Below are 19,709 nucleotides of genomic sequence, written 5' to 3'. Positions count from 1 at the left end.
GGGATGCCCTCCCCGCTCGATGGTCACAGCGCCACGGGCGGCTCGCCGCTGTCCCGCGCGATGACGGCGCGCGCCCGGTCGCGCAGGCGCACGGCCGCAGGCCAGTCGCTGCCGTCCGGCATCAGCGGGGCACCGATCAGGATCTGCACACGGCCCGGGCGCGGGAAGAAGGTCGTGCCCGGCATCAGGTCGCGGGTGCCGCGGATCGCGACCGGCAGCAGCGGCACGCCGGCGCTCGCCGCGGAGAGAAAGGCACCCATGCGGAAGGGCAGCAGGCTGGGACGCTCGAGGAAGGTGCCCTCGGGAAAGAAGCCCAGGGGCTCGCCCCGCCGCAGCACCCCGCCGAGATCGGCGGTGTCGGCAGCACTCTGAACCGGGTCGAAGCGCTCGACGAAGCGGGTGCCGAGCCGCTGCAACAGCACGCGCACGAGCGGCCTGCGGGCCAACCCCTGCTTGGCCAGGAAGCCGATGGGCCGCGCGATGGCGTCCACGAGCAGCGGCGCATCCAGATAGCTTTGATGGTTGGCGGCCAGCACGAAGGCCCGACCGGCGGCTGGGATGTACTCGGCGCCCGAGACCTCGAGCCGCACGAAGGCGAGCCGTCGCAACAGGCGCACGCCACCGCGCGCAATGGCCCAGCGCCAGGCCGGCCGAGGGGCCACCAGCACGCCGAGCCAGACCCAGGGCACGATGAGCCCGAAGAGCCCCCAGGCATAGCCGGCGTAGATCCGCGCCGGCAGTCGCCGGAGCTGGCGTGACATGCTCATCGCCGCGCCGGTCAGGGTCAGACGCACGAGCTGCCACAGCGCCGGGGGCGGGCCCTGCGCCAGGGTGCCGGCGAGATAGCGGTCACGGGTCGCACCGCGGCGCAGCTTGCCGCTGGAGGTCTTGGGCACCGCGCGCGGCGGCGCCAGCAGCACCTCGTCCGGCGGCAGGCCGAGGACGTCGCTGGCGCGTTCGCGGACGCCCTTCTGCAGCGCGGCGCGGCGCTCGGGATCGCGCTCGCGGGTCTCGGCGACCAACACCAGCCGCTCGCTGCCATTGACCGGGTCGGTGGCGGCGAAGGCGGCCACGCAGCCGCGGCGGATGCCGGGCAACTCGCCGACGGCCTCCTCGACCTCGTAGGGATAGAGGTTGCGGCCGCCGCGGATGATCATGTCCTTGACCCGTCCGGTCAGGTGCAGCTCGCCGTCGGCCAGGTAGGCGCGATCCCCGGTGTCGTGCCAACCGTCCCGGATCAGCGCCGCACTCGCCTCTGGGTAGCGGAAGTAGCCGCGGGTCGCCGAGGGCCCCTGAAACTCCAGCCGCCCCTCCTGGCGCTCGGGCAACACCCGGCCAGCGGGGTCGACGACGCGCAGCCGATAGCCCGGCAGCGCCTGGCCGCAGCCGACGACGGTCATGGCCTGCGGGTCGTCGCAGGGCACCGGCAGCGCCCGACCCTCGGCAGCGAAGCGCTGGCGATCGATGCAGTCGATGCGCGGGCCGCGCTCGGGCGGCGGAAAGGCGAGCCCGACGGCCGCCTCGGCCAGACCGTAGACCGGGGCCAAGGCATCCCCCCGCAGCCCGCAACGGGCGAAGCGTGCGGCGAAACGGCGCAGGGTCGCGGCGCTGACCGGTTCGGCACCGTTGAAGGCACGGCGCCAGCAACTCAGGTCGAGGCCGCCGAGGTCGGCCTCCGGGATACGGCTCAGGCACAGCTCGTAGGCGAAGTTGGGCGCCGCGGACAGGGTCGCCCGGTGGTCGTGGATTGCCTTCAGCCAGCGCAGCGGCCGGGCCAGAAAGGCCAGCGGCGACATGGACACCAGCGGCGTGCCGAAATAGAGGCTGCCGAGCCAGGCACCGATCAGGCCCATGTCGTGATAGAGCGGCAGCCAGCTCACGAAACAGTCGTCCGGCCGCACAGCGACGGCCGTGCCCATCGCGCGGATGTTGGCGAGCAGGTCAGCGTGGGACAGGACCACACCCTTGGGCGCGCCCGTGCTGCCCGAGGTGTATTGCAGCATCGCGATCGCCTCGCCATCGGCCGGCACGGCGGTCCATCCAGGCGCGGCCTCGGCAAGCTGGGCCGGCGTCAGCACGGCGCGCAGCGAGGCGACCCGCGCCTTGAGCAGGCGCGCGGCGATGCGCGCCTCGGGCACCGTGATCAGGAAGACCGCGCCGGCGTTGGCGAGCAGGCCAGCGTGACGGCGCAGGTGATCCTCGAGCTGCTCGGGTCGCGCGGGCGGGTAGATGGGCACAGGGATGCCACCGGCCTGGAGGATACCGAGAAAGCCGAAGAAGTAGTCGACGCCGGTCGGCAGCATCAGCGCGACCGTGGCACCGCGCGCGAGCCCCGCGCCGCGCAGGCCCGCGGCGACCCGTGCGGCGCCCTCGGCGAGGTCCGCATAGCGAATCGGCCGGATGCGCTCGGGCTCCTCGTACAAGAGGATGTGGACCCGGGACGGATGCCGGGTGACGTGGTGATCGAGGACCTCCGACAAGGTGCGGGCGCTGGTCGGGACGGCCATGTCCCCACCCTCGGGCCGCGCCGCCGCCGGCCTGGCCGAGGTCAGGCGGGCGCTGGCCGGTGCGGCCGCCTGGATCCGTTTCAGCAGGTCCCGCGCCGTGGTTGCGAGCAGCGCATCATCCGGCAGTTCGAGGTCGAAGCCTCGCTCCACCCGTGCGATCAGCTCGGCGCGACCGAGGCTGTCCAGGCCCAGGTCCGTCTCCAGTCGCGTGTCGAGCGTGATCTCCTCCGGCGGCGGCGCCAGGCCGGCGCCCTGTGCCCCTCCATGGATTAGGCCACGCAGGATCTCGAGCAGGCGCCCCTGCTGCGCGAACTGATCATCCGCATCCCTCATGCCCGGCGTCCGTCCCCGGGCCGCCCAGGCGGCGATGCGGGCGCCGCCTCGCCAGGCCGGCGTCTCGGTTGCGCGTACAGCTCGGCGATCTCCGCGGCGAAGCGCCCTTCGAGGACATCGCGCTTGATCTTCATCGTCGGCGTGATCAGGCCATCGGTGATGGTCCAGGGGGCGAGGGTCGGATGGAGCGCACGCAGGCGTGCCCAGTCCGGGAATTCGGCGAGGCGCTCCTCGGTCCGCGCGAGCAGCGCGTCGATGACCCGCGGGTCGGCCAACGAGGCCGGGTCCTGCGGGTCGAGCCCCAACGCAGCGGCCAGGCGCTGCCATGGCCGCTCCGAGAGCACCAACATTGCGGCCGGGTACTGGCGGCCTTCGCCGACGACCATCGCCTGCTCGATCAGCGGGTCCATCGTCAGGGCCATCTCCATGTCCATCGGCGCGATCTTGTGGCCCGTGGACAGGACCAGGATCTCCTTGAGCCGGCCGCCAATGGCGAGATAGCCACCGTCGCGTCGCTCGGCGATATCACCGGTATGCAGCCAGCCGTCGCGATCGACGGCCCGCGCAGTCTCCTCGGGCCGATTCCAATAGCCCATCATCACGGAGGGCGCGCGCACGAGCAGCTCCCCCGCGGGACCGAGCCGCGTCTCGATGCCGGGCAGCGGCGTGCCGACGCAGCCCGGCAGGCAGTCCCTGGGCTCGGTGGCGGTCACCACGGGGGCGGCCTCGGTAAGCCCGTAGCCCTCGGTCAGCGGCAGGCCCAGGCCGATGAAGAAGCGGGCCACGGTGGGTGCCAACGGCGCCCCGCCGCTGACGGCGACGCGCAGGCGGCCGCCGAGCCGATCGAGCACCGGCCGGGCGACGATCCGCTCGAGCAGCGGCCACAGCAGCCAGTCGCGCAGGCTCGGTGCCGGGCCGCGTCCCCGGGCGGCCAGATGGCGGCGCCAGCCGATGGCGACGGTCGCCTCGAGCAGCCGGCGCTTCGGCCCCTGCTCGCCGACCTTCTCGTGGATCGCGACATAGATCTTGTCGTAGATGCGCGGCACCGACAGCAGCGCCCTGGGGCGGATCACCAGCAGGTCCTCGCGCAACTGCTCGATGGAGCGGGCGTAGGCGACGGGGCAGCCGGCCATCATCGGCAGATAGCAGCCGACGGTGCGCTCGAAGGCATGGGCCAGCGGCAGGAAGGACAGGAATTCGTCGCTCGGATAGGCCGGGATGCGGTGCAGCACGGCCTCCGCGTTCCACAGGATGTTGCGGTGCGAGAGCATCACCGCCTTGCTCGGGCCAGTGGTGCCCGAGGTGTAGATCAGGGTCGCCAGCGCGTCGGGACCCTGGGTGCGGTCCTGCGGCTCGCCGATCGGTGCATCGTCACCGGGCAGCCAGTCGGCGATGCGTCGCAGCCGCGGGTCGTCCGCGTCGGCCCCGAGGCTCCGGCACAGCACGCGCCCGACGGCCGCGAGGCGTTCCCGCTGCGGCGCCAGCGCGGACCACTGTGCCTCGCTGTCGAGCACCAGCAGTCGCGCACCAGAGTCCTCGAGGATATGGGCCAGGTTGCCGGGGCTGTCGCTGACGTAGAGGGGTACCGTGACCAGGCCGAGGCCCAGCGCGGCCTGGTCGACGCAGACCCAGTCGATACCGTTGGGTAGCCCCACGGCGACGCGCTCGCCGGGGGCGAGCCCCTCGCTCGCGAGCGCCGCCTGCCAACGGGCGACCAGGCGGGCCATCGCCCGCCAACTGCAGCTCTGCCAGTCCTCCGCACCGAATGCTCGGTAGGCCACCTGATCCGGGGTCAGTGCGACCCGCCGGGCGAAGAGGCCCGGCAAGGTGCCGGCGGCATCGCAGCCGATCGTCCCGGGCAGCAGCGCCACATCTTCCGGCACGGCAGCGGACGCCGACCAAGCCGACTGTCGCTCCAACCCGCCTCGCCGAGGCGTTGTCATCGCGTTCATCCCGACCTCCCCCGGATCTCGGAACTGAGGAACCAAGCTGAAGCGCCCGTCCTATTTGTCCGTCCACGGACTGCGCTGCAACGGGCGTCACCGGGCTGGCCGCCCGTTCGCCCGTGGCTGCCGCAGGCCAGGATTGACCCTGCTTGACGGTCAGCGCACCGGCCTTCTTGGGCCCGCGTGCCTAATGCTCACTGACGCGACAGCCCTCGTCGGTGCAGCGCCCGCGGGTGCGGTGACGGGCGAACCAACCGTACCCCCACTCCAACACAGGCAACAACCTCAGCGCCCGGACCCCGGCCGCAAGGTACCGCCACACGGGCAAGGCGCCCCAGAGCGTCACGAAGGCCGCCGCCCCGGTATCGACCCGGTCCCCGTCGATCACGTGGAACCGGGCCATGGCCTCCGGGCGGGACAGCCCATAGCGCATCGGGGCCTTTCGGTCGGCGTCGATGTCGACCCATTGCACGGGACGCCGCGGGCGAAGTCGGCGGTAGATGGCGATTTCGCGTCGACAGAGGGGGCAGCCCCCATCGTAGAGGACGTGTAAGGCCCGCGGGGCTGTTGGCTCGGTTCGACGAAACATGCGTTGACGTCCTGCCCCGATGGGCTCGATGGTGTTTGCGGACCGACCAGGCGGCCTTACCGCCCCGCAGTTGGCCTGCCACTGGAACATTGATCCATGACGAGCGCCGAGAGGCCGATGGAGCCCCCAGATGCCGGCACCCATAGTCTGAAGGTGCGGTCCGCTGCCTGGATTTCGACCCGACTGACGGAGGGCTGGAGGGCGCACTTCCCACAAGCCATCCGCGAGACACACCGGCCAAAAAATGAACGCAAGCTATAGATCTATAAAAATAAAACCCACTCGACGGCGGAGACCGGTATGCCACGGCGACAAGGCTTCATCGACGGTGAACGCATCCGCAAGGCTCGCACACTGCGCGGCGTCGATCCCATTCACCAGCAACTCGCCATGGCCCTGGCGGCCATCCCGCAGCTGCGCTTCATCAAGCTTTTTCCCGGCAGACTGACCGCATCCAACCGACTATCGGCAGATGGGAAGCAGAACCCTGTGGTCGCCGTCGGCGCCGAGGGGATCACTGGTATCGAGTTGTTGATCGATGCCGAACACCGCACCGTCCAGTTCTACGCCATTACCTCCGCCGACCAAGGCTGCGGCCGGAATATGGTGGAGGCCACGCTCAGTGCCATGCCGGAGGATTGGCTCCTTGCGGTGCTGATGGACTGGAGTGGCGGGTTCTGGCAGCACATGGCGCGCGACTACCCGCGGCTTCAGGTGCGCTGATGCTTGCGTCAGCGCTCCAAGCGTACCGGGTGCGACGTGCTGCTGCCCAAGACGGACAGCAGCGCCGCACCCAATAAAGGGCGATCCGGACTGATGGCAGTCAGGCAGGCTTGGGCCAGAAGCTGCCGCCGCCGGCCTCGGCCCCAGCGGGCCCAGATGACCCCTTGCAGCCAGTCCAACGCATGTATCGAAAGTCCGCAACGAGTCGCGGAGCGGTCAACCAACCCGATCCTGCGGCATTGACGTATACTGCCGCCTGATGTTAACCGTCGCAGAAGCACCGCTCTTCACACGCCTGTGGTCCGACTACTGGATGGAGGACGAGCGCGCTAGCCCGCGCCCCCAGGCCGCATGCCCCTTAGGGGGCCAGGATCTGCACCTGATCCTCGTAGGTGTACTGCTGGGCGTTTCCCGTGAGGGCGATCTGGTAGGTCCTGATCCCATTGAACTCGTCAGCCCTTTCTTGCTTCACTTCCACGAAGGTGAACGGCGAGTCCTTCACCGGATCGAGCCCCTCTGTCGGGCTGACCTCGGGCCAATCGAGGCTCATACCAACATTTCCCTCGAGCACGAAGTAGTGAATGCCATTGCGAACGGCCATCTCGCCGCGATGGTCATGGCCCGAGAACACGGCGACGACCTGACCATCTTCCTCGAGGATGGCGCGAAGGGCATCTGCGTTCTTGATCGTGTGGTCCTCTGTCGTATCCCGATGCACGACCTGGTGAGTGAAGACGACCGTGGGTCGATTGCTCCTCGCGAGATCCATCTCAAGCCAAGCAAGCTGCTCCTCCGGCACCCAGGCATCCTTCCATGTCCAGAATGGGTCATTCGGGTCCTGGAGATCGAACGGTAGGTGAGGCTCGGCCACCGTGTAATCTGCGTCCAACACGACACAGTGGATGCCTCCGCTATCGAAGGAGTAATAGGTCTCACCCATAGGAATCCGTGTATTCGTGATCGAATCAAGGAAGACATCGCGTTCGATGTTATCGAAATCGTGGTTCCCCAAGACATGATATTTTGGACCACGGAAACTTGAATAAACGCTCTCGACCTCGTTCAAGTTTTCAAGCGGGTCCTTGCTATCCGCAAGGGTGTCTACGAAGTCGCCAAGCTCGATGACAAAATTCGCTTTCTGTCGATTCATCGACTTGACAAAGTGTTCGGTCTTGGCGACGGCAGCCGAGTATTTTCGTGATGGGATATCGGCCTTGTTCGTATGGTGGATATCCGTGATGATCCCAAACTTCGCGATCGTCCTACAACGGTGGCCCGTCTCACAGACGTCATCCAACGGTGGACCGGCGTTCGCCACCCCTGCACAGAACAAGATCGACAATGCGGCAGCCAATTTGTTGTTCATAGGATCGGTACCTGATCAATCGCGTAGCAGATTGCCATTTCTCGTGCCTGTTGCGCAAGGCGAAGCAGCGAGGCCACGGCCGTTGTCGGACGCCACGCATGCCCGATCCGGCGAGCGCATGCTAATGGCGAGGCGTGAAGCCAGAGTGACGCGAGGATGAAAGTTGAATGAACCGGGAGGTGGGTATTCAGTTTCCTAGCACTCCCGGGATCCCGGACGGTAGTTCCAGGTCCCGGTTAAAGGGTTACGGATGACAGCTTCCAGTCGGTTCCGGAGACAGTATGTTACCCTAACCTTCTAGCCCGAGGCGCTCGCATTATTTGGAAGAGTTAATAGGGTACGTACTGCCTTGACAGCTTCACCTTGTTGCAGACCTCGGCCAGCGACAGGTCGCCCTTGATCGCAGGGAGATGGATTCTGCCGGCGCTTGATTGATGCTCAGCATCCAGATCCCGTCCGACTAGCGTGGGCATCCCGCTGATCTTTCCGCCCATCCTTTTGCCAACCTATGGGCAACGACATGAATAGGTGACCGATCGACCGATTGCGGCGACCGACTTGGTATTGAATCGTACCTAACTCCGGCCCAGTGCCGGCACGACCCGCAGCAGTTGGCCGTTCGGCTCGTCGGTTAGCAGATAGAGGTGGCCGTCCGGTCCCTGGCGCACGTCGCGCACACGCTGGCCGATCGGGAGCCTTTCTTCACCGACGATGCGTTCGCCATCGAGGATGACCCGTCGGACCTCCTCGAACTTGAGCGCGCCGCTGAATAGGTTCCCGCGCCAGGCGGGGAAGGCGTCGCCGGTGTAGAAGGCCAGGCCGCTCGGGGCGTTCGACGGGGTCCAGACGACCTTGGGATCGCGCATCCCTGGGGCCGTCGTCGCAGCGCTGATCCGCGGGCCCCAGTACTCGCGGCTGTAGGTGATCAGCGGCCAGCCGTAATTGGTCCCGCCCTCGATCAGATTGAGCTCGTCGCCGCCGCGGGCGCCGTGCTCGCTGGCCCAGACGCGACCGCTCTGCGGATCGCGGGCGAGGCCCTGGATGTTGCGATGTCCCAGGGTCCAGATCTCGGCGCGGGCGCCTTCGCGGCCGCGGAAGGGATTGTCCGGTGGGGCGCTGCCATCGCCGCGCAGGCGCAGGATCTTGCCGAAATGGGTCCCCAGCCGCTGGGCCTGGTCGCGGATGTTGGCGCCGTCGAAGGCGAGCGGCGGGTTCCCGCCGTCGCCGATGCTGACCAGCAGGGTCTCGTCGGGGAGCCAGAGCAGCCGCGAGCCGAAGTGCTGGCCGCCGGTCTTCTCGTCGGCGACCTCGAAAATGACCTCGACGTCGGCCAACCGTTCCCCGTCGAGCCGCCCGCGGATGACGGCCGTGTGGTTCGCATCCGGGGTGCCGCGCGCGGCGGTCAGATAGACCAGGCGGTTGTCGGCGAAGCGGGGATGCAGGGCGATGTCGAGGAGGCCGCCCTGGCCATGGACCAGGATCGGCGGCAGACCGGCGATCGGCCTCGGCTGGAGGGCGCCTTCCTCGATCCGCCGCAGCCGCCCGGGACGCTCCGTGACCAGCGCCGAGCCGTCTGGCAGCCAGGCGATGGCCCAAGGGTGCTCGAGGCCCTTCACGACCGGCTCCAGCTGCCAGCCGGTCGCCACCGGCACCTCGTCGCTCAAGGGCACGGGGCCGGTCGGCGCGGCCCCGGCCGCCGTGCCGACCAAGAGCAGACCGGCGATCAGAAGCCGCGGGATACTGAACATGGCGCCCTCCTCAGGCCAGGCCCCCAACGGGTGCGGCCCGACCGACAAGAGACAAACGAAAGGGGCCGACCTCTCGGTCGGCCCCGGCCCTGCGCTCCCTTCCACTCATCGGCCGGCCCTGGCGGCTAGCCGATATCGATCCGCTTGCGTTCGGTCTTCGCGACCTTCGGCAGATGGACCTCGAGGATACCGTCGCGGAACTCGGCCTTCACCTCGTCCGCCATCACCTCCTGCGGCAGACGCAGCGTACGGTGGAAGGTACCGTGCTCGATCTCCTCGCGGAAGTACTCGCCTCGCTCCTCCTTCTCCTCGCGGCGACGCTCGCCGCGGATCGTCAGCATCGACCCGGACAGCTCAACCGCCAGGTCCTTGCGCTCCACGCCTGGCAACTCGGCCCGGACCAGGACCTCCGCCTCCCGGTCGATCACATCGACGCGCGGCCCGAACATCGTCAACGGCTCATCGGTCATCATCCATTCCGGCCAACCCCGTCGCCACGCCCGGAGCCAACCGCGCGGGAAGAAGGTATCGAACAACCGATCCATCTCACCGAGGGATTGCATCTCCCGATGCGGATCGCCCGTCGTCATCTCGGTGCGTTTGGTCTTCATGGTGTTCCTCCTTCGCTTGCCTTCCCTACCTCGAAAGATAGCCCAAAGCCCCTGGATGGCAACCCGGAGGATTCTGTATAAAATATCTATCTATCAAGCAGATAAAGCCGCCTTATCGGCCGACCTCGGGGGGGTGTGGCGCCGCCTCGGCAAGAGCGCGAAGCGCTGCACGACGAGCGTCCAGCGCGCCTCGGCGGCGGTCAGGATCAGGCACGACGGTCCGCCATGGGTCCGCACCCGCCCGGCCGCGCCGGGATTGACGACCCAGGGCTCGCACTCCCGGTCGACGACCAGCTCGTGACTGTGGCCGTAGACGATGACGCGGGCGCGCGGGAAGCGCTGCCGCAGGAGGCCGTGGCGGCCCGAGGCCGGAAACTGGTGGCCATGGATGACCGCCAGCACCCCGCCCGGCAGACGGAGTTGCAGGACCTCGGGCAGATGACGCAGGGAGGGCGACTCATCGGCTGGCCGCGAGTGGGTGCGGTCGTTGTTGCCGTGGACGGCGAAGACCCGCCCGCGCGGCTGCAAGGCGGCCAAGACGGACAGGTCGCCGATGTCCCCACCGTGGACGGCGAGGTCGCAGCCGGCCACCAGCTCGGCGACCCGTGGGTCGAGCGCCCCGTGGGTATCCGAAACTAGGGCGACTCGCAGCGGCCCGGCCTGATCGAGCTCAATCATCGGCGATCGTCAAGGCCAGCTTGCCCCGGAGATGGCCCTCCTCGAGGAGGCGGTGGGCCGCAGCGGCCTCGGCCAGCGGGAAGGTCCGCGAGACCTCGATACGCAATTCGTCGCGATCGATCAGCTCGCCGCAGCGGCGCAGGATCTCGCACTGGCGGGCTCGGGCGAGGGGCAGGTCGCGCAGCATCGGCGTGAGCATCAGCTCCAGGCTTAGGCGCAGATTGCGGTTGCGCGCCTCGCGCAGGTCGAGCTGCGGCCCCGGGTCAAGGATGGTAACCAAGTCCCCGTAGTGGGCGACGGCCGGGATCGTCTGCTGGAAGACCGCCGGGCCGACCGTGTCGAAGGCGACATCTACGCCCTGCCCTTCGGTCCACTCCATGACCACCTCGACCAGGTCCTCCTCCCGGTAGTTGATCGCGCACTCGGCGCCGAGCTCGTGGACGAAGGCCGCCTTCTCCGGGCTGCTGACGGTCGTGCACACCCGCGCCCCGGCGAGCCGGGCGAGCTGGATCGCGACGTGGCCGACGCCACCCGCGCCGGCGTGGATCAGCACCGTCTGGCCCTCGCGCAGCCGGGCACGATCGTAGAGGGCCTCCCAGGCCGTGATCAGGACCAGCGGGGCGGCGGCGGTCGTCGCGAAGTCGATCGAACGCGGCTTGGGCTGGGCGATCGCGGCATCCACGACGGTGTACTCGGCGTAGTTGCCGACCGGACCGCCGAGCCCGCCGTGGCAAAACCAGACCTCGTCACCCGGCTTGAAACGGGTCACCTCGTCGCCGACCGCCTCGACGACCCCGGCGCCGTCGCAGCCGAGCACCGCCGGCAGGCCGTCCGGGACCAGGACGCCGCGGCTGCGCAGCTTGGTATCGATCGGGTTGACGCCCGCCGCGCTCAACCGCACGAGGATCTCGCTCGGCGAGGCGATCGCCGGCATCGCCACCTCCGCCTGCTCCAGGACACCCGGCCCGCCAGGCTCGCGCATCAGGATCGCCTGCATCTGTCATACCCTCCGTTGAATCTCGTGATGGCGGCGAGCCGGCCCGCCTGCACCGTGCGCCACCGCAACCTGTCGCGTTCCGATTGTGTAGACTCGGCCCTGCGTCGACGGGGCATCGCTCATCGCTAAGTGGGGGCCCCGTCCCCACCCAGACAAGCCGTCGGCAAACCCCGTTCGACCCGGCCCGCCACCCCGAACCGGAGCCTGCACCCCATGCCCAAGAAGAAGCCCGCCAGCCAGAGCCAGCCCCAGCTCCTGGTCCGCAACGCCCGGATCAAGGATATCCCGGCGATCCGCGACCTCGTCACCCGCGTCTACGCCGGGACCGGCATGGGCACCTATTCCGCGAGCATGCTGCGCGGGCAGATCCACAACTTCCCCGAGGGTCAGTTCGTCGCCGAGTATGACGACCTGATCGTCGGCTACTGCGCGACCTTCCAGATCGGCCCCGAGCATGCGCTCGCCGCCCACACCTGGAGCGAGATCACGGGTAACGGCTATGCCTCGCGCCACGACCCGGACGGCGACTACCTTTATGGGATGGAGGTCTGCGTCGACCCGGCCTACCGTGGCCTACGCATCGGCCAACGCCTCTACGACGAGCGGCGCAAGCTCGCCCAGTCCTGGCGCCTGAAGGGGATCGTCTTCGGCGGGCGGTTGCCGACGTTGGCCCGCCGCCTGCGCCGCTTCGAGTCGCCCGAGGCCTACCTCGAGGAGGTCAAGGGCAACCGCCAGCGCGATCCGGTGCTGACCTTCCAGCTGCGCAACGGCTTCGAAGTCCTCGGCCTGCTGCCCGACTACCTGCCCGAGGACAAGCAGTCGCTCGGCTTTGCGGTGCATCTGCTGTGGCGCAACCCGAACGCGATGGACGCGGCCGAGGAGCGGCGCGCCCGCAGCTACGGCGGGAGGCTGCCCGACACGGTGCGCGTCGCCACCGTCCAGTACATGCAGCGGCGGGTGCACTCCTTCGCCGAGTTCACCGACCTGGTGCGCTACTTCGTCGACGTCACCTCGGACTACCGGGCCGACTTCGTCGTCTTCCCCGAGCTCTTCTCGCTGCAACTGCTGTCGATGCAGGACCAGGAACTGACCCCGGCCCAGTCGATCGAGGCGCTGACCAAGTACACGGATCCCCTCAAGGAGGCGCTGCGCGAGATGGCGATGCGCTACAACATCAACATCGTCGGCGGTTCCCACCCGACGCGCATGCCGAACGGGCGGGTCGAGAACATCTGCTACGTCTGCCTGCGCAGCGGCGAGATCCACGAGCAGGCCAAGATCCACCCGACGCCGAACGAGGTCTACTGGTGGAACATCGAGGGCGGTCACAGCCTCCAGACGATCGACACCGATTGCGGCCCGATCGGCGTGCTGATCTGCTACGACGCCGAGTTCCCCGAACTCGCCCGCCACCTCGCCGATCAGGGCGCCAACCTCATCTTCGTCCCCTTCTGCACCGATGAACGCCAATCCTACCTGCGGGTGCGTTACTGCGCCCAGGCGCGAGCGGTCGAGAACCAGTGCTATGTCGTCCTGTCGGGCAACGTCGGCAACCTGCCCAAGGTCCACAACATGGACATCCAGTACGCGCAAAGCTGCATCTTGACCCCCTGCGATTTTCCGTTCGCCCGCGACGGTATCGCCGCCGATACGACGCCGAACGTCGAGACGGTCGCCTTCGCCGACCTGCGGCTCGAGTCGCTGCGCCTCGCCCGCAACTCGGGCACGGTGCAGAATCTGAAGGACCGCCGCCACGACCTCTATCGCACGATCTGGCGCGAACGCTGAGCGATGCGAGGTTCACAGGGCAAGCGCGTGCATCGCCTTATGGCCGGGCCACGCGGGGGTCGCGAGCGGGACTCGGCGACCCGTCAATGGCGGGAGACACGACCGGGAGCGGCGGGATGCGCGGCCGTCAGCGGCGGGTTGCACGACCGGCAAACGCGGGATGCGCTGCGCTTTCCCGCCCTACGGCCCTGCCTTCGGCATTGGATTGCGGTATCCTTCCAGGCCATCGCATGCCGCTCGAGACGCGGCCGCCCAAGCGGTTCGGCGAGACCGCCGGCCGACCGTGACGCCGCGGAGTCGGCGCGACCCTCGACGAGGGGGGTCTGAGACGACCGCGACGTGTCAGGCAGGGCCGATGCGAGCCCCCCGACAAGGCTGGGGTTGGTTCCTCGCCCTGGCCCGCTGGCCGGCATTCGCCTCGACGATGGAAACGCCAACCACAGACCTTCAGACCGAGCCCGCCCGATCCCATGAAACGCCAGATCCAGGATCTCCTCAACACCGCCCTGCGCCAAGTCGCCGCCGCGGGGCCGCTCGCCGCCGACCTGCCCGCGCCCCAGGTCGAGCGCACCAAGGACCCGAGTCACGGCGACTTCGCGACCAATGTCGCGCTGGCGCTCTCGAAGCCCGCGCGCCAACGGCCACGCGACCTGGCCGAGCGGCTCGTCGCGGCGCTGCCGGCGACACCGCTGATCGAGCGCATCGAGATCGCCGGACCCGGCTTCATCAACTTCTTCATCGCCCCGGCCGCCTACCGCGCCCTGGTGCCCGAGATCCTCGCCTCGGGCCCCGACTACGGACGCAGCCGGCTCGGCGCCGGGCGGCGCGTCCAGGTCGAGTTCGTCTCCGCCAACCCGACCGGCCCCTTGCACGTCGGCCATGGCCGCGGCGCCGCCTACGGGGCCGTCGTCGCCGACCTGCTCGCCGCCGTCGGCTACGAGGTGCACCGCGAATACTATGTCAACGACGCCGGGCGCCAGATGGACATCCTGGCGACCTCGATCTGGCTGCGCTACCTGGAGCTCTGCGGCGAGGCGTTCGACTTCCCGAGCAACGGCTACAAGGGCGACTACGTCTGGGACATCGCTGCCGCGCTGCACCGCGAGCACGGCGATGACTACCGCTGCGACGCCACTGACCTCTTCCGCGGCATCTGCCCGGACGAGCCCGCCGGCGGCGACAAGGAGGCGCACATCGATGCCCTGATCGCGCGCGCCAAACGGTCGCTCGGCGATAACCGCTATCGCTTCGTCTTCGAGCTCGGCCTGAACACCATCCTCGACGACATCCGCAGCGACCTCGCCGAGTTCGGCGTCGAATACCAGGAGTGGTACTCCGAGCGCTCGCTGACCGAGAGCGGCGCCGTCAACCGGGCCATCGCGCGGCTGCACGCGGCCGGTCAGGTCTACGAGCGCGACGGCGCCCAGTGGTTCCGCTCCTCGGCCTTCGGCGACGAGAAGGATCGGGTCCTGGTGCGCGAGAACGGCCAGAGCACCTATTTCGCCTCCGACATCGCCTACCACATGGACAAGCTGGAGCGCGGGTTCGACCGGGTCATCGACGTCTGGGGCGCCGATCACCACGGCTATGTGCCACGGGTGAAGGCAGCGCTGACGGCCCTCGGCGACGATGCGAGCCGCCTCGACGTGCTGCTCGTGCAGTTCGCGATCCTCTACCGCCAGGGCGAGCGGGTGCAGATGTCGACCCGCTCGGGCGAGTTCGTGACGCTGCGCGAACTGCGCCGCGAGGTCGGGCGCGATGCGGCCCGCTTCTTCTACGTGATGCGCCGCTGCGAACAGCATCTGGACTTCGACCTCGACCTCGCCCGCTCCCAATCGGCCGACAACCCCGTCTACTACGTGCAGTACGCCCATGCGCGGATCGCCAGCGTCCTGCGCCAGGGGGCGGAGCGGGGCATCCCGCTCGAGCCGACGCGCGGCACAGAGCACCTCGCGCGGCTCGAGGAGCCCCACGAGCAGACGCTGTTGCGCAGCCTGTCGCGCTATCCCGAGATCGTCGAGGGCGCAGCGCTCGCCGCCGAACCGCACCAGTTGACCCAATACCTGCGCGAGCTGGCCAACGACTTCCATACCTACTACAACGCCCACCAGTTTCTCGTCGACGACGTCGCGCTGCGCGACGCCCGCATCAAGCTGATCCTGGCCGTGCGCCAGGTGCTGCGCAACGGGCTCGCGCTGATCGGCGTCTCGGCGCCCGAGGCCATGTGAGATGACCCTCGACTATCGCCGCGGCTCGCCACCGCCCCGCCCCAAACGCCGCGAGCCCAAGCCCTGCTTCTTCTGGTTCGTGCTCGGCGGGATGCTCGGCGCCTTCGGTGTCGGCCTGGCCTGGACGACCAACGGCCCGCGATCGCACCCTGCCCGAGACGGGGCGCCGGCCGAGGCCGCCAGGCCCAAGCCCAGCCAGCCGGGGCCGACCCAGCCGACCTTCTCGTTTTACGACATCCTCCCCGAGATGGAGGTGCTGGTACCGGACGAGGAGACGATACCGCCGACGCCTGCATCACCGCCCCAGACGCCACCCGAGCCCGTAGCTGCCACGCCGCAGACCGCGCCGTCCGAGCCGGCGACCGCCGCCACCGGCGACGTCTATCTACTCCAGGTGGCCTCTTTCAAGCGCCCCGAGGAGGCGTCACGACTCAAGGAACGTCTCGCCGGGCTCGGCATCCAGGCGCAGATCCAGACCGTCACGATCAATAACAAGGACACCTATCACCGGGTGCGCACCGGGCCCCTCGCGGACCGCGAGCAGGTCGGCCGAGTCCGCGAGCTGCTGCGCCGCAACGGCCTCGAGAGCATCGCGATCAAGGTCAAGTGAGGCCCGCGGCACGGCCGAGCCGCGGCGCACCGCTGACGAGGCGAATACGCTCTGTATAATGCCGATGGCGCTTCCCGCATCGGCGGGGCCGGTCGGCCTCGACATTGGGAAGCCCAAGGGCGGCCCTAACCATCGGATCGTGACCGCATGGACGTTGCCATGCCACGACACGACGCCTGCCCGCGGCGTAGTGCAGGGTGTCCCTGCGTCCTCGCACCGCCGATCGAGGGTCCCGAGACGACCGCAAACACCTTGAAGGCCCGGGGCGGAGAGAGCGAGCCCCGGAGAAGCTAAGGAGCGTCAAGTATCATGAAGCAGAAGATCGTTACAGCACTGATCGTGATCGCCGTCATCGCGCTCACCCTGCTCTGGCTCCGTTTCGGCCCGGATTCCTGGGAGGTCCAGATCAGCGGTGTCACGGGCGACGGCCGCAACATCCAATATCGCATCGAGACGGTTCGCGCCGGCTCTTCCAACCCGCTGATCTTCCGCAACGAAGATGCCGGCTTCCTGCCGCCCTACTTCAAGTTCGACTCGGCGGACCTTCAGGCCAATGCAAGCCGTATCGCGCGCAATTGTCCGGACGTGCCAGTCACCGTCAACGGCTACAGCATGCGCATCCCCTGGCTGAGCATGTTCCCGAACGCCACCTCGATCGACGCGCCCGAGCGCTGCCTCGTGGCCCCGTCGTCGAGCGACTGATCGCGGCCCTGGCGCCCGCCCCGTTCAGGTCTCGAGCCGGCGCCGCAGGCCCGCCCAGTCGAAGGCCGGACCGGGATCGGTCTTGCGCCCCGGGGCGATGTCGGCGTGGCCGACGACCCGTGCGTCGGTGATGGCCGGAAACTGCGTCTGGATCGCCCGGATCGTCCGTGCGAGGACCCGGTATTGCACTTCCATGTACGGGATCGTATCGGCCCCCTCGAGCTCGATCCCGATCGAGAAGTCGTTGCAAGCCGACCGCCCGGCGAACGACGACACCCCCGCGTGCCAGGCGCGCCCCTCGAGGCCGACATACTGGATCAGGTCGCCATCACGGCGAATCAACAGGTGCGCCGAGACGCGTAGCGCGGCGATATCGCGGAAGTAGGGGTGGGCCGCCGGGTCGAGGCGATTGAGGAACAGGTCGTCGATCCAGGGCCCGCCGAATTCGCCAGGCGGCAGGCTGATGTTGTGGATCACCAGCAGGTCCACGACCGTGCCCGGGGGGCGAACATCCTGATTCGGTGACGGGCGCGCCTGGGCCCCGACCAACCAGCCCCCGGCGTTCGACGACACGCTACCCTCCTCGCCGCGGGCCATCGGCATGGCCACGGGTCCTGGAAACCGGGCGCATCGGGCAAGGCCCGACCGCCCGCGATCGACCCCTTGCGGCCACTGCGACGCCGAACGCGCCCGGCGCGCACGCCAAGTCCTCGGACGTCCCTCGATCCTCCGAGATCCGGCCTGAAAATCGATTGCGAGACCTATGATTCATTTCGATGTAGGGTTATTCTTACTTCGTCGTCGGCCGATGCCGAGGGAACCCGGTTTCCGCCATGGTGTCCATCGTGGGTCGCGGCGCCGCACCGGTGCCGATTCTAGGTCGCAATCGTGACGAACGACAGCCAGATCACCGACAACCGCCGATTCCAGCCTCCGTCGCATGCCGGCGCACGCTGTGTCGAGTTATTCCACGAGCGGTTGCTCGAGCTGTTCGACGCCTTCTACGATCGGATCGAGGGCGTCCTGCTCGAGGCCGCCGACAAGGCCGAGAGCAACGGCGTGCACGCAGGCTATGTCCTCGCGACCCAGGCGTTCCGCCGTCGCAGGCGGGCCAGCCGTTCGGCCTTTCACAACGCGCTTTGCGAGGCGATGGCCCGGCCGGCCGCTGGCGAGCCGACATCGGACGCGGCCGAAACTCGCGGAGACGAGGAGCGCCTCGCGCTCGAGAACCTGGTGTCCAAGGCGTCGAACCGCTATCGCGACACCCTGCCGGCGCTGACCGATCGCCTCGCGCGGCTGCTCGGTGACGAGGCGCTGAGACCGGCCGCCAACCCGGTCGGTCCAACGGCCGTCTGCGGGGCGCTCCAAGCCGCGATCGAGCCGATCGGCGAACTGGACCCGCCCACACGACTGGTCGTCTACAAGCTCTTCGACAAGCAGGTCATGGACCGCCTCGGCGGACTCTACAGCGCCTGCCTGCGGATCGTCGCCGCAGAGACTGGGCGTCGCACGACGAACGCCACCGCACCGACTCCGACACCTCGCCAACCCACCACAGGCGCGGTGGCCTTCGCCGAGCTGCAGCGCGCCTTGGCGCACGGGCGCGCGCCGCGGCAATCCGGCGACGGCGTCGCCACCGCCGAGGTCGTACAGATCCTATCCGGCATCCAGCAGACCGCCCCGCCCGGACCGGCCCCGGCGAGCGCGCTACGCGCGCAACTCGGCGCCACGCTCGGCCGCTCGCTCGGCGAGGTCGACGAGACGACTCTCGATCTCGTCTTCCTGCTGTTCGAGCACCTGCTCGCCGACAACATGCTGCCCGATTCGATCAAGGTGCTGATCGCCCGGTTGCAGATCCCGATCCTCAAGGTCGCCCTCCTCGACAAATCCTTCTTCGACGACCCGGACCACCCCGCGCGCCGCCTCCTCAACCACATGGCCCAGGCGGCCATGGGGTGGACGGATGACGGAGACCGCTCGCCGGAGGGTCTCTACGGCCAACTCGAGCGGATCGTGGAACGGGTCATCGGCGACTTCGGACAGGACCTCGGCCTGTTCGCCGAACTCGATAGCCAACTCAGCGCCGAGCGCGCCCTCGAGGACGAGCCGGCCCGTATCCGCGAACGCCGCGTCCGGCGGCTGGCCGAGGAGCGTGCCGAGGCCAGCACGACCGCGCAGATCGTCGCCGCGACGATCGCCGCCCGCCTGCGGCGCTACCGCCAGGTGCCACCGGCCATCCGCGAACTCATCGAGACAGGTTGGGCCGAGGTCCTGGCGACGACCCATGTCCTGGAGGGTCCGGACGGGTCGGCCTGGCGCGCTCAGGTCGCGCTTGTCGATCGCCTGCTCTGGAGCATCTGCCCGAAGGACACGCAGGAAGAGCGCCGCGAGCTCCTGCGGGGCGTTCCGAGCCTCCTACGACACCTGCGTCTCGGACTCGCCGACACCCTGCTCGACTCCCGTCGCATCGCTCGCTGGCTGCGCGAACTGCAGGCCCTGCAACTCGCCGCGCTACGCGGGGAGGGCCCCCCGGTGTCACCCGCCGAGACGACCCCCGAGCCCGATGACACCCCGGTGGCTGCGCCGATCCTCGTAAAGGCCGCTCCGCCCCCCACCGGCGAGCCCGTGCGTCTCGCCCCCGGCACCTGGCTCGCGTTGCGCCGGGATGACGCCGAGCACGTCCGCCTGAAGGTCATCTGGCGGGCGCAAGACGGCACACGACACCTCTTCATCGACGGCAAAGGCCGCCGCACGGTCGAACTCGACCGCGAGCGACTCGCCACCCTGCTCGCCGAAGGCGCCGCCGAGGTCATCGGTCACGAAGACGAGGCCATCGTCGAACGCGCCATCACGGCCCTGATGCGCTCCGTTCAACATTGAACC

At 68.7% G+C, this 19,709-nt stretch carries 15 protein-coding genes; 6 read left to right on the top strand and 9 right to left on the bottom strand.

The window, feature by feature from the left end; translation table 11 throughout:
• Positions 1–23 precede the first annotated feature (23 nt).
• The 3 genes from CKO41_RS04025 to CKO41_RS04015 all read right to left on the bottom strand — a co-directional run bounded on the left by CKO41_RS04025 (position 24) and on the right by CKO41_RS04015 (position 5,375).
• On the bottom strand, positions 24–2,840 hold the full coding sequence (locus CKO41_RS04025) for an AMP-binding protein (RefSeq protein ID WP_200381339.1): 2,817 nt from the start codon (positions 2,838–2,840) through the stop codon (positions 24–26).
• Entirely contained in the window at positions 2,837–4,723 is a 1,887-nt protein-coding gene (locus CKO41_RS04020; RefSeq protein WP_338115535.1) for an AMP-dependent synthetase/ligase, read from the bottom strand. The genes CKO41_RS04025 and CKO41_RS04020 overlap by 4 nt, the downstream gene beginning before the upstream one ends.
• A gap of 250 nt (positions 4,724–4,973) precedes the next feature.
• Positions 4,974–5,375: a thiol-disulfide oxidoreductase DCC family protein gene (locus CKO41_RS04015; RefSeq protein ID WP_200254807.1), complete on the bottom strand. Its 402-nt coding sequence runs from the start codon at positions 5,373–5,375 to the stop codon at positions 4,974–4,976.
• Positions 5,376–5,675: 300 nt separating this feature from the next.
• On the opposite strand from CKO41_RS04015, the gene CKO41_RS04010 reads away from it, so the two are divergent.
• A complete protein-coding gene (locus CKO41_RS04010; protein WP_200381338.1) occupies positions 5,676–6,098 on the top strand; it encodes a hypothetical protein in 423 nt (140 codons plus the stop codon).
• 358 nt (positions 6,099–6,456) lie between these two features.
• Here CKO41_RS04010 and CKO41_RS04005 read toward each other — a convergent pair whose 3' ends face one another.
• The 5 genes from CKO41_RS04005 to CKO41_RS03985 all read right to left on the bottom strand — a co-directional run bounded on the left by CKO41_RS04005 (position 6,457) and on the right by CKO41_RS03985 (position 11,498).
• Positions 6,457–7,464, bottom strand: coding sequence for a metallophosphoesterase (locus CKO41_RS04005; protein WP_200254716.1), 1,008 nt, complete (start codon positions 7,462–7,464; stop codon positions 6,457–6,459).
• Positions 7,465–8,039: 575 nt separating this feature from the next.
• Positions 8,040–9,212 carry a PQQ-dependent sugar dehydrogenase gene (locus tag CKO41_RS04000; protein ID WP_200381337.1) on the bottom strand — a complete coding sequence of 391 codons (1,173 nt, stop codon included), beginning with the start codon at positions 9,210–9,212 and terminating at the stop codon, positions 8,040–8,042.
• A gap of 125 nt (positions 9,213–9,337) precedes the next feature.
• Positions 9,338–9,823 (bottom strand): Hsp20/alpha crystallin family protein, encoded by a 486-nt coding sequence (locus CKO41_RS03995; RefSeq protein ID WP_200381336.1) that lies wholly within the window; start codon positions 9,821–9,823, stop codon positions 9,338–9,340.
• Between the two features lie 93 nt (positions 9,824–9,916).
• The gene (locus CKO41_RS03990; protein WP_200381335.1) at positions 9,917–10,501 is read right to left on the bottom strand and encodes a metallophosphoesterase family protein; all 585 of its coding nucleotides are present in this window, start codon (positions 10,499–10,501) and stop codon (positions 9,917–9,919) included.
• Positions 10,494–11,498, bottom strand: coding sequence for a zinc-dependent alcohol dehydrogenase family protein (locus tag CKO41_RS03985; protein WP_200381334.1), 1,005 nt, complete (start codon positions 11,496–11,498; stop codon positions 10,494–10,496). The genes CKO41_RS03990 and CKO41_RS03985 overlap by 8 nt, the downstream gene beginning before the upstream one ends.
• Before the next feature lie 213 nt (positions 11,499–11,711).
• Here CKO41_RS03985 and CKO41_RS03980 point away from each other — a divergent pair, with 213 nt between their 5' ends.
• The 4 genes from CKO41_RS03980 (at position 11,712) to CKO41_RS03965 (ending at position 16,826) form a co-directional block, all read left to right on the top strand.
• Positions 11,712–13,286 carry a carbon-nitrogen hydrolase family protein gene (locus CKO41_RS03980; protein WP_200381333.1) on the top strand — a complete coding sequence of 525 codons (1,575 nt, stop codon included), beginning with the start codon at positions 11,712–11,714 and terminating at the stop codon, positions 13,284–13,286.
• 470 nt (positions 13,287–13,756) lie between these two features.
• A complete protein-coding gene (gene argS, locus CKO41_RS03975) occupies positions 13,757–15,514 on the top strand; it encodes an arginine--tRNA ligase (RefSeq protein ID WP_200381332.1) in 1,758 nt (585 codons plus the stop codon).
• Position 15,515: 1 nt separating this feature from the next.
• Positions 15,516–16,124 carry an SPOR domain-containing protein gene (locus CKO41_RS03970; RefSeq protein ID WP_200253979.1) on the top strand — a complete coding sequence of 203 codons (609 nt, stop codon included), beginning with the start codon at positions 15,516–15,518 and terminating at the stop codon, positions 16,122–16,124.
• Between the two features lie 309 nt (positions 16,125–16,433).
• Positions 16,434–16,826 carry a DUF1523 family protein gene (locus CKO41_RS03965; protein ID WP_200253977.1) on the top strand — a complete coding sequence of 131 codons (393 nt, stop codon included), beginning with the start codon at positions 16,434–16,436 and terminating at the stop codon, positions 16,824–16,826.
• A 24-nt stretch (positions 16,827–16,850) separates the two neighbouring features.
• On the opposite strand, the gene ampD is transcribed toward CKO41_RS03965, so the two are convergent.
• Positions 16,851–17,429, bottom strand: coding sequence for a 1,6-anhydro-N-acetylmuramyl-L-alanine amidase AmpD (gene ampD / locus CKO41_RS03960; RefSeq protein WP_242463932.1), 579 nt, complete (start codon positions 17,427–17,429; stop codon positions 16,851–16,853).
• Between the two features lie 285 nt (positions 17,430–17,714).
• On the opposite strand from ampD, the gene CKO41_RS03955 reads away from it, so the two are divergent.
• The gene (locus tag CKO41_RS03955) at positions 17,715–19,706 is read left to right on the top strand and encodes a DUF1631 family protein (protein WP_200381331.1); all 1,992 of its coding nucleotides are present in this window, start codon (positions 17,715–17,717) and stop codon (positions 19,704–19,706) included.
• The last annotated feature ends 3 nt before the right edge of the window (positions 19,707–19,709 follow it).

It is taken from the genome of Thiococcus pfennigii (assembly GCF_016583835.1).
Taxonomy (GTDB): Bacteria; Pseudomonadota; Gammaproteobacteria; order Chromatiales; family Chromatiaceae; genus Thiococcus; species Thiococcus pfennigii.
Note: the sequence above shows the minus strand (reverse complement) of the source record. Positions and strands in the feature narration are given on the sequence as shown.

Excerpts from the sequence above, each read along its gene's own strand:
- CKO41_RS04025 (WP_200381339.1), bottom strand. The coding sequence starts at position 2,840 with ATGAGGGATGCGGATGATCAGTTCGCGCAGCAGGGGCGCCTGCTCGAG.
- CKO41_RS04015 (WP_200254807.1), bottom strand. The coding sequence starts at position 5,375 with ATGTTTCGTCGAACCGAGCCAACAGCCCCGCGGGCCTTACACGTCCTC.
- CKO41_RS04010 (WP_200381338.1), top strand. The coding sequence starts at position 5,676 with ATGCCACGGCGACAAGGCTTCATCGACGGTGAACGCATCCGCAAGGCT.
- CKO41_RS04005 (WP_200254716.1), bottom strand. The coding sequence starts at position 7,464 with ATGAACAACAAATTGGCTGCCGCATTGTCGATCTTGTTCTGTGCAGGG.
- CKO41_RS04000 (WP_200381337.1), bottom strand. The coding sequence starts at position 9,212 with ATGTTCAGTATCCCGCGGCTTCTGATCGCCGGTCTGCTCTTGGTCGGC.
- CKO41_RS03995 (WP_200381336.1), bottom strand. The coding sequence starts at position 9,823 with ATGAAGACCAAACGCACCGAGATGACGACGGGCGATCCGCATCGGGAG.
- CKO41_RS03990 (WP_200381335.1), bottom strand. The coding sequence starts at position 10,501 with ATGATTGAGCTCGATCAGGCCGGGCCGCTGCGAGTCGCCCTAGTTTCG.
- CKO41_RS03985 (WP_200381334.1), bottom strand. The coding sequence starts at position 11,498 with ATGCAGGCGATCCTGATGCGCGAGCCTGGCGGGCCGGGTGTCCTGGAG.
- CKO41_RS03980 (WP_200381333.1), top strand. The coding sequence starts at position 11,712 with ATGCCCAAGAAGAAGCCCGCCAGCCAGAGCCAGCCCCAGCTCCTGGTC.
- argS (WP_200381332.1), top strand. The coding sequence starts at position 13,757 with ATGAAACGCCAGATCCAGGATCTCCTCAACACCGCCCTGCGCCAAGTC.
- CKO41_RS03970 (WP_200253979.1), top strand. The coding sequence starts at position 15,516 with ATGACCCTCGACTATCGCCGCGGCTCGCCACCGCCCCGCCCCAAACGC.
- CKO41_RS03965 (WP_200253977.1), top strand. The coding sequence starts at position 16,434 with ATGAAGCAGAAGATCGTTACAGCACTGATCGTGATCGCCGTCATCGCG.
- ampD (WP_242463932.1), bottom strand. The coding sequence starts at position 17,429 with ATGCCGATGGCCCGCGGCGAGGAGGGTAGCGTGTCGTCGAACGCCGGG.